Origin of the sequence: Ketobacter sp. MCCC 1A13808 (genome assembly GCF_009746715.1) — a bacterium.
Lineage (GTDB): Bacteria > Pseudomonadota > Gammaproteobacteria > Pseudomonadales > Ketobacteraceae > Ketobacter.
Genome location: NZ_VRKW01000012.1, coordinates 44,567 through 58,814, shown reverse-complemented (window position 1 = coordinate 58,814; position 14,248 = coordinate 44,567). Strand labels below are relative to the sequence as shown.

Sequence of the window (14,248 nt, the reverse complement as noted above, 5' to 3'; positions counted from 1 at the left end):
TAATTAACTTGCCCCATAATTAATGCCGCCGCCAATGATGGTATCGCTCCACCCAGCGCAGCAACCATTCGGGTTTATGGTTCTTACGCCATTCACCCGCGGTATTTTTGTTGGCTTCATTCATCGTGGGATAAATATGAATAGTACCGAGTAATTTGTTTAACCCCAACCCGTGCTTCATTGCCAGCACATATTCGGCGATCAGCTCCCCCGCGTGTGCAGCAACAATGGTAACACCCAGAATTTTATCTTTACCGGGCTTGGTGAGCACTTTTACAAAGCCCTGGGTCTCGTCATCGGTAATCGCGCGATCCAGGCCTGACAAGGAGTAACGGGTTACTTCATAGGGAATATTACGCTCCTGTGCCTCCAGCTCGTTGAGCCCCACCCGAGCCACTTCAGGATCTGTAAAAGTGGCCCAGGGGATAACCGAGTAATCGGCTTTGAACTTCTTTAATGAACCAAATAGACCATTAACGGAGGCATACCATGCCTGATGGGACGCGGTGTGGGTGAACTGATAGGGCCCGGCCACATCGCCACAGGCCAATATATGAGGAAATTTAGGCGTGCGCAGATAATCATCGGTCTTGATCGTGCGATTGGGATTTAACTCGATACCGAGATCTTCCAAACCCAGCCCATCGACATTGGCGGTACGCCCCACCGCGACCAGAATTTCATCGCAGTTGACCACCACCCGCTTCCCATGATGCTCGCAGATCAGCACTTTATCCCGCGCATAGCGATCCACCCCCACCACCTTATGCTCCAACATCACCCTGATCCCCTGCTCGCGGAATTGTTGCAGCACCAACGCAGACACCTCCTCATCCTCACGCATCAACAGGCGTGGCAGCATTTCAATCTGCATCACCTCGACGCCGAGCCGTGAAAACGCCTGACTGAGTTCACAACCAATCGGCCCGCCGCCCATAATCGCAATGCTTTTTGGCTTTGCACGCAGATCCCACACTGTATCAGAGGTAACAAACCCGGTATTCGCCAGTCCCGGTATGGGCGGCAAGGCCGGCCGGGCACCGGTTGCGATTACGATACTACGAGCACTCAATATCTGGCCGTTTACTTCCACTTCCCATGGTGATATCAGCTTTGCATAACCGGTTATGCACTCCACCCCAAGCTGGGTGTAACGTTCGATGGAATCGTGGGGGGCAATGGTTTCAATTTTCTGCTGCACCCGATCCATCACATCGGCAAAGTCAAAATCAACCGTAACCGGCTTGAGCCCGAAATCCGCTGCACGACCCATTTCATGTATTACCGCAGCGCTTCGCAACAGTGCTTTACTCGGCACACAACCGGTATTCAGGCAATCCCCCCCCATACGGTGTCCTTCGATCAGCGTCACCTTGGCTTTCACCGTTGCCGCAATATAGGACGTCACCAGCCCGGCGGACCCGGCTCCGATCACAATCATGTTACGGTCAAATTTTTTCGGTTTTTTGTGTTCAGTCATGGGTTTCGTCGTGCCCGGATCAGGTTGATGACTTTTTTTGCTACCAACGGCAACAAACCTAACGCAATAAAGGACAGAATCAAATCCGCAGACAGAATCCCTTTTAGCGATTCCAATTGTGACAGTTGCGTGCCTGCATTCACATAGACAACCGTACCCGCAAGCATGCCCAACTGGCTGATCCAGTAAAAGCTCCACAACCGGATCGGAGTCAACGCCATCACGATATTAATCAGGAAGAAGGGAAACGCCGGTATCAAACGCAAACTGAACAGATAAAACCCGCCTTCCTCCTCCACACCCCGGTTAATTGCCTGCAGTTGATCGGAAAATTTATTTTGTACCCAGTCCCGCGCCACAAAGCGCGCCAGCAAAAACGCCAGCGAGGCACCAATAGTACTGGCAAACGACGCTATCAACGTGCCTTGCACCACCCCGAATAACGCCCCAGCCGCCAATGTCATTAGGGCTGCTCCGGGCAAAGAGAGCGCTGTTACCAGCACGTACACAGAAAAAAATATCACCGCCACCTGCAACGGATTTTGTTCCAGCGCCTGAGCCCAGGTCGCCTGCTGCGACTGGATATAATAAAACGTAAAATACTGATTCAAATCGAACGTGTACCAAACACCCACCACGACGATTAACAAAACCAGTAAGATCAATCCCTTCTTTGCCATTACCTCTACTCTTTCAGATTCGGTATTATGAGGACTACCAATACCATTAAAGGTTACAAGATGTCAGATAAAACCCTAATCCGGGGACCTTTCCCTGCAACACGGATGCGCCGTATGCGCCGCGAAGATTTTTCCCGCCGTCTGATGCGGGAAACCACGCTAACACCCGACGATCTGATTTACCCCATGTTTGTGCTGGAAGGCACAGGGCATAGAGAAGCAATTCCTTCCATGCCCGGAGTGGAACGGGTTTCGCTCGACATCCTGCAACAAGAAGCCAGATACCTCAATCAATTAGGGGTGCCTGCCATCGCCATTTTTCCGGTGACCTCGGCCGATAAAAAAACCGAAGACGCCAGCGAGGCCTATAACCCCGGTGGTCTGGCCCAAAATGCTATAAAAGCGATCAAAGACGCCGTCCCCGAAATGGGGGTCATCACCGACGTCGCGCTGGATCCGTTCACCACCCACGGACAGGACGGCATTATCGACAAAGATGGCTACGTTCTGAACGATCGCACAGTAGAAACCCTGATCAAACAAGCCGTGTCCCACGCCGAAGCCGGCGCTGATATCGTCGCGCCATCCGACATGATGGACGGTAGAATCGGCTCTATTCGTGAACAGCTAGAAGCATCTGGTCATATAAATGTCTGCATATTAGCCTACTCTGCCAAGTACGCGTCAGCCTATTACGGACCATTCCGGGATGCAGTCGGGTCAGCGGCCAACCTCAAAGGCGGCAATAAATTCACTTACCAAATGGATCCGGCCAATCGCCTGGAAGCACTTCATGAAGTCGCGCTAGACTTACAAGAGGGTGCTGACATGATCATGATTAAGCCCGGCATGCCCTATCTGGATATTGTTCGTGAGGTAAAAGAACAATTTGGAGCCCCTACATTTGTATACCAAGTGAGCGGTGAATATGCGATGCACATGGCAGCATTCGAAAAAGGATGGCTTAGCAAAGAAACTGTCATATTAGAGTCACTAAAATGTATTAAAAGATCAGGTGCCGACGGCATCCTCACTTATTTCGCGAAATCCGCTGCCGAACTGTTAAATTCATAATGGAATCTGTAGAGCCATGACCACCAATCAAATCGCCGCTACCGACGCGGCCAGTCAGAAAATTTCCGAGACCACTGAGCCGGAAATCGACCTTAATGACAGCGCCTATTACGTTAACCGGCACATCGGTCTGCTCGAATTTAACCTCCGTGTCCTGGCGCAAGCGGAAGACGACACTCTGCCACTGCTGGAGCGGCTCAAATTTCTACTGATTTTCAGTAGCAATATGGATGAATTTTTTGAAGTGCGGCTAGCAGGCCTGCAACGGGACATTGCCTACAACCAGGCGCGACCCGAAGCCGACGGCATGCATCCAAAGGACGTGATGCGCACCATCAGCGATAGTTGCCACCGCGCCATAGAACGTCAATATAACTTACTAAATGACGAGCTGTTACCCTTGATGGCACAGGAGAACATTCGATTCATCGCTCGTGATAGCTGGACTGCGCCGCAGGTGCAGTGGATTAAACATTACTTCCGGCAGCAGGTGGCTCCGGTGTTGACCCCCATCGGCCTGGATCTGGCACACCCCTTTCCACGGCTGGTAAACAAAAGTCTGAACTTCCTGGTCACCCTGGAAGGCAACGACGCCTTCGGTCGAAAACTGGGAATGGCCGTGGTACCCGCCCCCAAATCCTTGCCCCGCATTATTCGCATGCCCGATGAAGTCTGTGAGGGGGGCGATAACTTTATCTTCCTGTCTTCCATTATTCATTACCATGCGGGCTACTTATTCCCCGGCATGAAATCCACCGGCTGCTATCAATTCCGCTTAACCCGAAATTCAGACCTGTTCCTGGACGAGGAAAAAGTGGACGATCTATCAGCGGCATTAAAAGGTGAGCTTTACTCCCGCCGATACGGTGAAGAAGTACGTCTGGAAGTCGCCGACAACATGCCCGATGAACTGATTAGCTTCTTACTGAATAAATTCGGGCTGGAAGAATCACAACTCTACAAAGTCACCGGCCCCGTCAACCTGACTCGGATGATGTCGGTGCTGGATGTGGCGAAGACGCACCAGGAGTTCCCGTCCTTCAAACCCAAACTGCCCAATGACCTGAAGCGCAGCGACCGCATGTTCGAAGCAATGAACAGTGGCGACATTCTGCTTAACCATCCCTATGAATCCTTTCATCCGGTGATCAGCTTTTTACGCCAGGCGGCACGGGACAAAGACGTGGTCGCCATCAAGCAGACACTGTACCGTACCGGAACCAACTCAGAAATTCTGGATCTGCTGGTGGAAGCGGCCCGCAACGGCAAGGAAGTCACCGCGGTTGTGGAACTGCGGGCCCGCTTTGATGAAGAAAGCAATATCGAAATTGCAAGCCGGCTGCAAGAAGCCGGTGCCGTTGTGGTGTACGGCATTGTCGGCCACAAAACGCACGCCAAAATGATGTTGGTGGTACGTCGTGAAGGCGCCAAACTCAGGCGCTATGTGCATCTTGGAACCGGCAACTATCATGCGGGTAATGCGCGCCTGTATTCCGATTACAGCTTGCTTACCTGTAATGAAGAACTGGCCGAAGATGTTCACAAGATCTTCCAGGAACTCACCGGAATGGGCCGACCTGCTACCTTGAAGCATCTGTATCACTCGCCTTTTACCCTGCAGCAGGAGTTGCTGGTTCAGAATATCCAGCAGGAATGCAATAATGCGCAAAATGGCCTGCCAGCCAAAATCATCTTCAAATGCAACTCACTGACCGATCAGAAAACCATCCAGGAGCTGTATAAGGCTTCACAGGCCGGGGTAGAAATTAAACTGATTGTGCGCGGCATGTGCTGCTTGCGCCCGGGCATTCCCGGGGTTTCGGAAAACATCGAGGTGCGCTCGGTAGTGGGGCGTTTTCTGGAACACACCCGCGTGTATTACTTTCACAATAACGGTGACTATTCTATTTATTGCGCCAGTGCCGATTTAATGGAGCGGAACCTCTATCGCCGAGTTGAAATAGCCTTCCCGATCATTGATCCGAAACTACGAAAAAGAGCCTACCGGCAAGGCCTGGAAATCTACTTGCAAGACAACTACCAGGCCTGGATTATGAATTCCGACGGCAGTTACACTCGCCTATCCCCGGGTGAAGGTGAAGAGCGGCGGTCCGCGCAGGCTTACCTGGTGGAAAAGTTGAGTTAAGCGCACAATGACAAACGGCGTCGCCTCTACTTCAGGCAAGGTTATCTTCAGCTCTTGATGTAACCTTGCTCAAAGCTAGGCAAATCATCTTTCATCTCAAACCAATTGGCTTTGTCCCTCGTATAAAAATGACACTGCGCACGGGTTTTCAATTCGCCATTCAGAGTACCCGCCCGGACTCTCACCACACCGGGTAATTTCGCTGTTTTGCTCATCACCGGTGAGCCACAGACCCTACAAAAAACTCTTTGCTTTCCAGGTGAAGATTCGTAGGAAGTCAGCAACACACTGCCACTCAGCAGTTTAAAACGGTCTTCCTGCACCGGAATATTGGTGGCAATCGCCGTGCCCTGAGCCTTCCTGCACTGCGTACAGTGACAAATCTGGATGGGCTCCAGCTCACCTACAATCTCAAAACTCACACCACCACAAAGGCAACTTCCCGTGTACATATTTAACTTCCTTCGATTACTTTCAAGTCCGGGATTTTATCAAGGCACACCGTTTTGTAAAGTGCTTCGATTTTTTTCGTTACATTGACCATATCAAACTGCTCACTTTCCATTTTCGCACTTCTAGTAAGCCGTTGGCGTAATTCCGGGTCACCCAGCAACTTCACGATCGCATCAGCCATAGCAGGACTATCTTTAATCGGAACGATCAACCCATTTTCGTCGTTGCGGATGAATTCTGTGGGTCCACCACAGTCGGTTGTAATGAGTGCACAGCCGGAAGCCATCGCTTCGAGTGCAGCCAACGAGGCAGTCTCACGAAAAGAAGCGACGATGAAAATATTCAGCGCGCGATCAATGATCGCCACGTCATCCCGTATACCTAATAGTTGAATATTTTTAGTTAATCCGAGTGCTTTTATCTGTTTGGTTAACCGAGGCCGCTCTTCTCCTTCTCCGATTATGAGCAGTTTAGCCTGCGGAAATTGGGCTACTACCTTTTCCATCGCTTCAATGACGTATTTGTGGCCCTTGTTTTGCTCCAGCATCCCGACCACACCAATCAGCATCACATCGTCAGTAACCCCGATCTCGGTCCTGAATTCACTCGCCTGCGCTGACGTTGTCTTACCGAATCGATCCAGGGGTATACCATTGCGGATGATCGAAACCTTATTTTCCGGTATCTTTTTGCCTTCCACCAGAGTCTGCTTTGCCACCTCGGAAATCGCAATAGCATGATCCGTTTTATAGGCCAAAACGGATTCGATGAGCGTGATATAAAAAGGCAAATTCGGATCCGCCCAATGCTCATGTACGATTACCGCAGTACCGGTAATACCAGCAGCAATCCTGCCTAACGTGCAAGCGGCGTAACCAGACAAATGCAATAGGTCTATTTTAAGTCTTCGGATAATTCTGGTCACTTTCAGAAACGCCATGAAGTTAAACTTATGGCTGTTCATATAGATAACGGTGTGCCCTGACTTTCGAAACAAATGGTCCGCACCGGTATCCCCTCGCAAGGACACAACAGTGACATAAAAAATATTTTTATCTATATTTTCAAGCATCCATGAATAATATCGAGAAGGCCCGTTGATGGTCGCACCATGGAACACAAACTTATCGACTACGATCAAAATATTGATTTTTCGAGCGACTTCATTCATTAGCAAAGCCTCCTTACCTTGTCCTTGCAAAATCTTGAATATCCCTAGGGGATAACAGCCCGGAAACGTAGATTACCGGCACCATCAACGCACAATACAACAACACGCTTAACCACAAATTCAAACCAACGCCCGAAAACTCACAAATCAATAAAATAACGGCGCCGATAGTGATCGCTTTTAGTAAAGGCATCACAAAATCTCTGACCGGCAACTTATCGGCCAATAAAAAAAGCCCGATCATGAGCACCAACACCTCGCTCAGCACCGTGGTTGCCGCTGCGCCTTCTGCGCCCCAGATTGGTATGACAAAAGCGTTTAACACCAGATTGAATATTAGTCCGCCACAACTCAATTTCCACAGCAATTTTTGCCCGTCTATGGAAACCAGCAAATTGAGAAAATAGATGTTGGTAAATACGAAAAAGAAACCCAATGAAAGAATTTCGAATATCCCGATGGCATGCAAGTAAGCTTCGCCGAACACCCACTCAATTACCAGCGGCGCCAATATGAAACTGGCCCCGGATAGAAACACCGCCACAGCGACACAAATTTTTTGCAGGGTAATACTCAGGCGATTATGTGCAGATGAATCGGCCTGATACAGCCTTGAGAGATGCGGCAGCACTGCCTGACAAATCAGGTTCGGGAAAACAATCATGCCTTCAAGCAGGCGATATGCGGCGTTGTAATATCCAACCGCCTGCATGTCTTTCAGGTAGGACAACATTAACGTATCTCCATACCAATAAATTTCCTGCACGATAATAAACGCGCCAAACGGAATCGCAATTTTCTGCGTTTCTATTTGAAACCCGATATTCCATCCGAATTTAAAAGGATAAAGGTTTTGATGCACAAGCAAATACGAAAGCACCACATCCAGAAATTTAAACAGAAAATAACTGAGAGCAAATGCCGTTAGACCCCCACCAGCAAAAAGAGTTGCAGAACAGACCACCAGCAAACCGATGTTGTGAAAGATCTGTGCGCTGGAAGAAAAACCAAATCGCTCGTTAGCCTGAAACAAACCCAGCACCAGCAACTTGAATGACTTCATTATCGAACCGGCCACGATTAACAATATGCACATCAACGCAGTGGACGTGTCTGCACTAAAATAGGCTATCAGCCAGGCCAAGCCGACACCCAGAATTGCACCTGCAATTTTGAAGGTAGTGATATTGTGCAAATAGATTGCACCCAGCTCAGGCTGTCTCGCCACCGTTCGCTTGATCAGCTCTGTGGTACCCATATCCGACAACAAAGCCAGCGTAGCACCCAGTGCCATCGAATACGTCACCAGACCAAAATCCTGCACCGGCAACAATCTACCAGTAACCAGCAACAAGCCCAACAAGAGCAAATTACTGCCGTTGGCTGCAAATGAAAATAGGGTATTCCGAACAAGATTAACGCCGGTTTTTTGCGGATGCTCAGACATGCGCGGCCTAATACATCCCGGTTCTTTTCTTCACGATATTTAAGTATTTTTTTGCCAGGATTTGCAACAATGATTGGCGCCCCTCACCCGGTAACGCAAATAAATACTCGTCATTCATCCGCCGCACGTAAAACGGATCATCACCCACCGTATTGACGGTCGTATTGTTCAGGATACCCCAATGGCAAGCGCGATAATCTGCCAGTTTAGCTGCCTCAACCGCAATAGCGTCGCCCTGATACCAGGGCAGACAGATTTGATCCACTTTGTTCTCCAGGTTTTGCTCTATTATCCGTTTCGACATCGTCAGATCCTGGACCAGCTCTTCCAGCCGCTGGTGGTAGCTGACGATCGTGCCTTTCTCACTTTCCTGTTCCGCTATATTGGTATAGACGCGCATCAACTCTTTACGCCAGTCGGCCGACTGAAAAAAGTGCTTGCCGCCTCGCTCCGTAACGTAGGCCCGACAGGCGGCACTGACCTGGTGATTCGGTATGAAGCGGCGGCGCGCAGCAAAGGATGCGCGGAAAGGATAAATCGGCTCACCGTAGCAGCGGGCATCCAGATCCCATTCCGCGACCTCGTTCGCACCCAGATTGATCAACGGGTTAAAATCACTGAACATAAATGAGGGGTAACGATCGGGATTAACGAAGTCCACGACCTCACTATCGATATACACCGAATGATGCATTCTGGAATGAGACTGAAACTCCAACGTTCCCGCACGACTCATGCGCTTTATTTCGGCCCAGTTACACAACGGTGCCTTCACCTCTCGCCCCAGTATTTCATCCATCGAACGCGTTCCGGCCCACACGTCTTCCAGGGTCGCGCCAACCCCATCGCCTTGTTCCATTGCATCGGATATTGCAAACGCAACTCCTTGAAGCCCGTATTTCTTCAACAACGGGTGCGCCACCGCCCAAAGCGAACCCCAACAATCATCGAAGGTCAGCAAAACCGCCTTGGGGGGTAACCGCTTTACGCCGGTTAAACAAGAAAGAAACTCATCCCCACTCAGGGTTTTATAGTGATTTTGAGCCAGGTGTTTAAGCTGCGCCTCAAAGCTCACCGGTTCCAATCGATGAAAAGTAAAAACCGGAATCTGATCAGCGCCGGGCAGGGTCAGTTTTCGATAAACAAAGCCGGGGTAGCCGCCACTCGCCAGGGCAGTCAGATCGTCCAGATTTTTCCGCAGCGTTTTGCTTGCGATGTATTTTATTTTTTTCAGATCCATTTTTATTCGTATAAACCACCTGGAAGAGAAGCCTAAAATTCAACCAAAAGAGGTCGAGTATTATACGGCCAGTCCCGGTTAAACCGCATAGGCCACTCACTGATTATTTGTGATTTTTTGTGATGATCCCACCGGTCACAGATCATGCCTGCGCGGTTTTCAGCACCGACGCCAATGCGACTGCCCCGCCAACAACCCTATTTTTACGTTCTTCAGACACTCAAGACCCGGCCAATGTTCAATCCGTGTCACCGCGTAGCCTACGGATTCCCATTTCGATAAAGCGGTCGATTCAGTGGTATCATTCCTTAACGGTCGGCAATGCCACTACAATTTACTTTCCTAAGTGTAGAACACGGATTTTTAGAAATGCAGTATTTACCCCTAAACTACATCGAGCCCGTTTTTCGCCCCCCTTCGGAAGCCCATTCCCTGATTCTGCAGGTCACTAACGGTTGCTCTCACAATCAGTGCACATTTTGTGAAATGTACACTGAAGACCAGAAAAAATTCCGCCCCAAATCCGAAGCCGACATCAAGGCAGAGATCCACAAGGTCGCCAGGCTTTCCGTGCGTAAAATCTTTCTGGCTGACGGCGATGCCATGGTGCTTTCCAGTCGCAGACTGACCACTATCCTGAACACAATTCGCGAATGCATGCCGCAGGTCATCCGGGTATCCGCTTATTGCCTTCCCAGCAACATCAAACACAAATCCGTTGAAGAGTTGATCGCATTAAGAGAATCGGGCTTGGGTATGGTTTATGTGGGTTGCGAGTCGGGAGACAACGAAGTCCTGTCCCTTGTAAAAAAAGGTGAAACATTCGATTCATCCAGAGAGGCTCTGGTTAAATTGAAACGAGCCGGTATAAAGACTTCGGTCATGATTCTGAATGGTTTGGGTGGACGAGTCTATTCGGAACAACATGCACTGAATTCGGCACGCCTAATGAATGACGCGCAACCGGATTACCTGTCTACTCTGGTTGTGTCTTTTCCTCAGGGTGAAGAACGATTTCGCGGCGGTTTTAATGGACAATTTGAGCCCTTGGACACGATGGGACTATTCCGGGAAATGCGCACACTGATTGGACAGCTTGAGCTTGAAAAGACCATTTTCCGTTCTGATCACGCATCGAACTATCTCGTACTCAAAGGCGTTCTTGGAAAGGACAAACAACGATTGCTGGACATGGTTGATACTGCGATTCACCAACCCGGCAGAATCCCGTTACGGCCGGACTGGATGCGGGGATTGTAATCCAGGGTATAGACTGATTTCGTCAGATCCGGGCGCATCCTTAGCCGGAAAAACTACGAACTACGCGAATCCCGGATGTACATGGCCGCCCCATCGTTTCTCATATCTATATCAAATAGTTCGGTTGCCCGGATCAGATCGCCTAATTTCTTATAACCATAATTGACAGCCGAAAACGAACTGTTATTGGAAATATAATGTCCGACTCTACTCATGTGAGCCCAGCCATCGTCTTCCGCTGTTTGTTCCACTGCCACCCGGAGTAATCGCACCAACGACGTATCGCCCCGCAGAGCCTTGCGGTTTTTCTTTTGTGAAACCGGTGTCTTACCGACACTGTCCTCATCTTCTATCAAGTTCTCTGTATAGATAAAAACGGAACAGGCATCGACAAAGGGCTGCGGTGTCTTCTTTTCGCCGAACCCGTACACCGGAAACCCACTTTCCAGAATCCTCATTACCAACGGGGTAAAGTCACTATCACTGGTCATCAATGCAAAGGCTTCTACGTTCTTGCTGTACAACAGATCCATCGCATCGATGATCATCGCGGAATCAGTCGCATTCTTGCCTTTGGTATAAGCAAACTGCTGCATAGGCCGAATGGCATTGGGGTGCAGACGACCGATCCAGCCTGATAATGAAGTACTGTTCCAATCACCGTGCGCGTGCCGAACATTGACCATGCCGTACTTAGCAAGCTCCTCCAACACCCCTTCAATCGAATTATGACTGACATTATCGCAATCAATCAGCAAGGCTATCCGGTTTTGCTCAGGCACCATTTTCTCCCTAATTCTTTTGTGGCTGCGGTGACATCCACAGCGAAAACATCAACCTACCATGTATCCTGCCAACTCGATAGACCAAGGCTATCGTTTTATTCATTATTTAATATTTCACCTATAATCTAATCTTGTTATATGGTTATTCACAAGGGCGACGCTGCAATCCCCCACTTAACACTACTTCGGGCAGCACAAATTAAACGACAACGATTACAATACAAGGAGAGAGTCATGGGCAGCAATAATAATGAAACCGCATCCCGGTGCCCGGTCATCCACGGTTCCCGTACCAAACTGGGTGACAAAAGCAGATCCAACCGAGACTGGTGGCCAAATCAGCTAAATCTTAAAATCCTGCACCAGAACGACACTAAAAGTAACCCGCTGGGCGTCGATTTCAACTACGCAGACCAGTTTAACAAGCTCAACCTTGCCGCAATCAAAAAAGATCTGCATGGGCTAATGACCGACTCCCAGGATTGGTGGCCTGCCGATTACGGACACTACGGGCCTTTCTTTATCCGTATGGCCTGGCACAGTGCAGGCACCTACCGTATCGGTGACGGCCGCGGTGGCGCGGGCAGTGGTACACAACGCTTCGCGCCGCTGGGCAGCTGGCCGGACAATGTCAATCTTGACAAGGCGCGCCGCCTTCTATGGCCGATCAAACAAAAATACGGCAATAAGATTTCCTGGGCAGACTTGTTTATCCTCACCGGCAACGTTGCGCTTGAATCCATGGGATTGAAAACCTTTGGCTTTGCTGGTGGACGGGTTGATGTTTGGGAACCGGAAGAAGACATCAACTGGGGCTCTGAATCGGTCTGGCTGGACGACGAACGCTATTCCGGCGACCGTAACCTGGAAAATCCGCTCGCTGCCGTACAAATGGGCCTCATTTACGTTAACCCGGAAGGGCCTAACGGCAATCCAGACCCGAAAGCCGCCGCCGTCGACATTCGCGAAACCTTCAAACGTATGGCAATGAACGATTATGAAACCGTCGCCCTAATCGCTGGTGGCCACACATTTGGTAAAGCGCATGGGGCCGGCGATGCAGCACAAGTGGGGCCCGATCCGGAAGCCGCTCCTATCGAATTACAGGGACTGGGTTGGAAAAACAGCATGGGCACGGGTTTCGGCGTTAACACCATCGGTGGCGGGCCCGAAGGCGCCTGGACCCCGACCCCGATACGCTGGGATAACAGTTTCTTTGACACATTGTTCGGTTACGAGTGGGAACTCACTAAAAGCCCTGCCGGCGCTCAACAATGGAAACCGAAAGGCGACGCGGGCAGAGACACTGTTCCCGATGCGCACGACCCATCCATAAGACACGCTCCGTTTATGGCCACTACCGATCTTGCACTGAGGGAAGATCCTGCTTATCTGAAAATATCAAAGCACTTCCATGAGAACCCAGCCGAACTGGCCGATGCCTTTTCACGCGCTTGGTATAAATTAACCCACCGCGACATGGGGCCTGTTTCCCGCTATCTGGGATCCGAAGTACCGAAAGAAGAGTTAATCTGGCAAGACCCGGTACCCCCTGTTACCCACAAACTGATTAACAAGCAAGATATCAAGGAGCTGAAAAACAAAATTCTGTCATCCGGACTGTCGGTATCCGACCTGGTCTTCACCGCCTGGGCGTCGGCTTCGACTTTCCGCGGCTCGGACATGCGGGGTGGCGCTAACGGCGCCCGCATCCGCCTGGCGCCACAGAAAGATTGGGCTGTGAACCAACCGAAGCGACTGTCAAAGATACTCAAAGCACTGGATGCCATTAAAAGCGACTTCAACAAGTCTCAATCCGGTAACAAAAAAGTCTCCCTGGCAGATTTAATCGTGCTTGGCGGCTGTGCAGCAATAGAAAAAGCGGCGCTGGATGCCGGGCAAAAAATCAAGGTTCCGTTTCAACCCGGCCGCACAGATGCGTCGCAAGAGCAAACCGACATTGAAGCGTTCGAACCACTTGAACCATGCGCTGATGGCTTCCGCAACTTCCAGAAAACCAAGTATGCGGTTTCTGCTGAAGAGCTGTTGGTCGACAAAGCTCAACTGTTGACGCTGACTGCACCTGAAATGACGGTCTTGGTGGGTGGACTGCGCGCACTTAACGCCAACACAAATAAAACCAAACACGGTGTACTCACCAAGAGGCCCGGCACGCTGAGCAACGACTTCTTTATGAATTTGCTGGACATGAGGACGGAGTGGAAACCCACGCCTGACAACGAAGAGGTCTTCGAGGGTATCGATCGCAAGTCAGGAAAAGTCAAGTGGACTGCGACCCGCGCCGACCTGATTTTCGGATCCAACTCACAGCTAAGAGCACTGGCTGAAGTCTATGGGCAAAGCGACTCACAGAAAAAATTCATTAATGACTTCGTGAAAGCCTGGGACAAAATCATGACAGCCGATCGTTTTGACCTGGTGTAAATTCAACTGAAAAAGGCGGTTGCGTTCCAAATCAGGAGGCAACCGTCTGATCCACTGTTAACACTAG

Annotated in this window: 11 protein-coding genes; 4 read left to right on the top strand and 7 right to left on the bottom strand. The window is 50.1% G+C overall.

Annotation, left to right across the window (positions count from 1 at the left end; translation table 11 throughout):
* Positions 1-19 precede the first annotated feature (19 nt).
* Positions 20-1,480 carry a dihydrolipoyl dehydrogenase family protein gene (locus FT643_RS18255; RefSeq protein ID WP_317622064.1) on the bottom strand — a complete coding sequence of 487 codons (1,461 nt, stop codon included), beginning with the start codon at positions 1,478-1,480 and terminating at the stop codon, positions 20-22.
* Positions 1,477-2,160: a TVP38/TMEM64 family protein gene (locus tag FT643_RS23950; RefSeq protein ID WP_317622063.1), complete on the bottom strand. Its 684-nt coding sequence runs from the start codon at positions 2,158-2,160 to the stop codon at positions 1,477-1,479. Before FT643_RS23950 ends, FT643_RS18255 begins: the two co-directional genes overlap by 4 nt.
* A 60-nt stretch (positions 2,161-2,220) precedes the next feature.
* Between FT643_RS23950 and hemB the strand changes: the two genes are divergently transcribed.
* Both hemB and ppk1 read left to right on the top strand, forming a co-directional pair.
* Positions 2,221-3,234 carry a porphobilinogen synthase gene (gene hemB, locus FT643_RS18250; RefSeq protein ID WP_156872854.1) on the top strand — a complete coding sequence of 338 codons (1,014 nt, stop codon included), beginning with the start codon at positions 2,221-2,223 and terminating at the stop codon, positions 3,232-3,234.
* 16 nt (positions 3,235-3,250) lie between these two features.
* Positions 3,251-5,380, top strand: a complete 2,130-nt coding sequence (ppk1, locus tag FT643_RS18245; RefSeq protein WP_156872853.1) for a polyphosphate kinase 1 — start codon at positions 3,251-3,253, stop codon at positions 5,378-5,380.
* Positions 5,381-5,427: 47 nt separating this feature from the next.
* On the opposite strand, the gene FT643_RS18240 is transcribed toward ppk1, so the two are convergent.
* From FT643_RS18240 to FT643_RS18225, 4 genes are read right to left on the bottom strand one after another with little or no spacing between them, the layout of a single operon-like run.
* On the bottom strand, positions 5,428-5,832 hold the full coding sequence (locus FT643_RS18240; RefSeq protein WP_156872852.1) for a GFA family protein: 405 nt from the start codon (positions 5,830-5,832) through the stop codon (positions 5,428-5,430).
* Between the two features lie 2 nt (positions 5,833-5,834).
* Positions 5,835-7,004: a glycosyltransferase family 4 protein gene (locus FT643_RS18235; protein WP_156872851.1), complete on the bottom strand. Its 1,170-nt coding sequence runs from the start codon at positions 7,002-7,004 to the stop codon at positions 5,835-5,837.
* A 13-nt stretch (positions 7,005-7,017) separates the two neighbouring features.
* Entirely contained in the window at positions 7,018-8,451 is a 1,434-nt protein-coding gene (locus tag FT643_RS18230) for a flippase (protein WP_156872850.1), read from the bottom strand.
* A gap of 7 nt (positions 8,452-8,458) precedes the next feature.
* A complete protein-coding gene (locus FT643_RS18225) occupies positions 8,459-9,691 on the bottom strand; it encodes a polysaccharide deacetylase family protein (protein WP_156872849.1) in 1,233 nt (410 codons plus the stop codon).
* A 369-nt stretch (positions 9,692-10,060) separates the two neighbouring features.
* Between FT643_RS18225 and FT643_RS18220 the strand changes: the two genes are divergently transcribed.
* Complete coding sequence (locus FT643_RS18220; protein WP_156872848.1) at positions 10,061-10,951, top strand: radical SAM protein; 891 nt, start codon at positions 10,061-10,063, stop codon at positions 10,949-10,951.
* A gap of 53 nt (positions 10,952-11,004) precedes the next feature.
* On the opposite strand, the gene FT643_RS18215 is transcribed toward FT643_RS18220, so the two are convergent.
* Positions 11,005-11,733 (bottom strand): NYN domain-containing protein, encoded by a 729-nt coding sequence (locus tag FT643_RS18215; protein ID WP_317622062.1) that lies wholly within the window; start codon positions 11,731-11,733, stop codon positions 11,005-11,007.
* Positions 11,734-11,970: 237 nt separating this feature from the next.
* Between FT643_RS18215 and katG the strand changes: the two genes are divergently transcribed.
* The gene (gene katG, locus FT643_RS18210) at positions 11,971-14,181 is read left to right on the top strand and encodes a catalase/peroxidase HPI (RefSeq protein WP_156872846.1); all 2,211 of its coding nucleotides are present in this window, start codon (positions 11,971-11,973) and stop codon (positions 14,179-14,181) included.
* The last annotated feature ends 67 nt before the right edge of the window (positions 14,182-14,248 follow it).

What these genes read in the sequence shown, in the direction of transcription:
- hemB (WP_156872854.1), top strand. Translation starts at nt 2,221, where the DNA reads ATGTCAGATAAAACCCTAATCCGGGGACCTTTCCCTGCAACACGGATG.
- FT643_RS23950 (WP_317622063.1), bottom strand. Translation starts at nt 2,160, where the DNA reads ATGGCAAAGAAGGGATTGATCTTACTGGTTTTGTTAATCGTCGTGGTG.
- FT643_RS18220 (WP_156872848.1), top strand. Translation starts at nt 10,061, where the DNA reads ATGCAGTATTTACCCCTAAACTACATCGAGCCCGTTTTTCGCCCCCCT.
- FT643_RS18255 (WP_317622064.1), bottom strand. Translation starts at nt 1,480, where the DNA reads ATGACTGAACACAAAAAACCGAAAAAATTTGACCGTAACATGATTGTG.
- FT643_RS18235 (WP_156872851.1), bottom strand. Translation starts at nt 7,004, where the DNA reads ATGAATGAAGTCGCTCGAAAAATCAATATTTTGATCGTAGTCGATAAG.
- ppk1 (WP_156872853.1), top strand. Translation starts at nt 3,251, where the DNA reads ATGACCACCAATCAAATCGCCGCTACCGACGCGGCCAGTCAGAAAATT.
- FT643_RS18230 (WP_156872850.1), bottom strand. Translation starts at nt 8,451, where the DNA reads ATGTCTGAGCATCCGCAAAAAACCGGCGTTAATCTTGTTCGGAATACC.
- FT643_RS18240 (WP_156872852.1), bottom strand. Translation starts at nt 5,832, where the DNA reads ATGTACACGGGAAGTTGCCTTTGTGGTGGTGTGAGTTTTGAGATTGTA.
- FT643_RS18225 (WP_156872849.1), bottom strand. Translation starts at nt 9,691, where the DNA reads ATGGATCTGAAAAAAATAAAATACATCGCAAGCAAAACGCTGCGGAAA.
- katG (WP_156872846.1), top strand. Translation starts at nt 11,971, where the DNA reads ATGGGCAGCAATAATAATGAAACCGCATCCCGGTGCCCGGTCATCCAC.